The sequence below is a fragment of the Salmonella sp. SAL04202 genome (assembly GCF_046550775.1).
Taxonomy (GTDB): domain Bacteria; phylum Pseudomonadota; class Gammaproteobacteria; order Enterobacterales; family Enterobacteriaceae; genus Salmonella; species Salmonella enterica.
In genome coordinates this window covers 1-1397 of sequence record NZ_JBGDXK010000018.1, presented here as the reverse complement: position 1 = coordinate 1397, position 1397 = coordinate 1, and the positions used below count along the sequence as shown (strand labels likewise).

General features: G+C 53.3%; 1 rRNA gene. It reads right to left on the bottom strand.

The annotated features are described in order from the left end of the window. Positions 1-24 precede the first annotated feature (24 nt). A 23S ribosomal RNA gene (locus tag ACLJQJ_RS23370) occupies positions 25-1397 on the bottom strand; the annotation flags it as partial.

The following is a 1397-nucleotide window of genomic DNA, read 5'->3' as shown; positions in this document are numbered from 1 at the left end:
CCGCCAAAACATCTTCGGCGTTGTAAGGTTAAGCCTCACGGTTCATTAGTACCGGTTAGCTCAACGCATCGCTGCGCTTACACACCCGGCCTATCAACGTCGTCGTCTTCAACGTTCCTTCAGGAGACCTAAAGTCTCAGGGAGAACTCATCTCGGGGCAAGTTTCGTGCTTAGATGCTTTCAGCACTTATCTCTTCCGCATTTAGCTACCGGGCAGTGCCATTGGCATGACAACCCGAACACCAGTGATGCGTCCACTCCGGTCCTCTCGTACTAGGAGCAGCCCCCCTCAGTTCTCCAGCGCCCACGGCAGATAGGGACCGAACTGTCTCACGACGTTCTAAACCCAGCTCGCGTACCACTTTAAATGGCGAACAGCCATACCCTTGGGACCTACTTCAGCCCCAGGATGTGATGAGCCGACATCGAGGTGCCAAACACCGCCGTCGATATGAACTCTTGGGCGGTATCAGCCTGTTATCCCCGGAGTACCTTTTATCCGTTGAGCGATGGCCCTTCCATTCAGAACCACCGGATCACTATGACCTGCTTTCGCACCTGCTCGCGCCGTCACGCTCGCAGTCAAGCTGGCTTATGCCATTGCACTAACCTCCTGATGTCCGACCAGGATTAGCCAACCTTCGTGCTCCTCCGTTACTCTTTAGGAGGAGACCGCCCCAGTCAAACTACCCACCAGACACTGTCCGCAACCCGGATTACGGGTCCACGTTAGAACATCAAACATTAAAGGGTGGTATTTCAAGGTCGGCTCCATGCAGACTGGCGTCCACACTTCAAAGCCTCCCACCTATCCTACACATCAAGGCTCAATGTTCAGTGTCAAGCTATAGTAAAGGTTCACGGGGTCTTTCCGTCTTGCCGCGGGTACACTGCATCTTCACAGCGAGTTCAATTTCACTGAGTCTCGGGTGGAGACAGCCTGGCCATCATTACGCCATTCGTGCAGGTCGGAACTTACCCGACAAGGAATTTCGCTACCTTAGGACCGTTATAGTTACGGCCGCCGTTTACCGGGGCTTCGATCAGGAGCTTCGCTTGCGCTGACCCCATCAATTAACCTTCCGGCACCGGGCAGGCGTCACACCGTATACGTCCACTTTCGTGTTTGCACAGTGCTGTGTTTTTAATAAACAGTTGCAGCCAGCTGGTATCTTCGACTGACTTCAGCTCCGTGAGTAAATCACTTCACCTACGTGTCAGCGTGCCTTCTCCCGAAGTTACGGCACCATTTTGCCTAGTTCCTTCACCCGAGTTCTCTCAAGCGCCTTGGTATTCTCTACCTGACCACCTGTGTCGGTTTGGGGTACGATTTGATGTTACCTGATGCTTAGAGGCTTTTCCTGGAAGCAGGGCATTTGTTGCTTCAGCACCGTAGT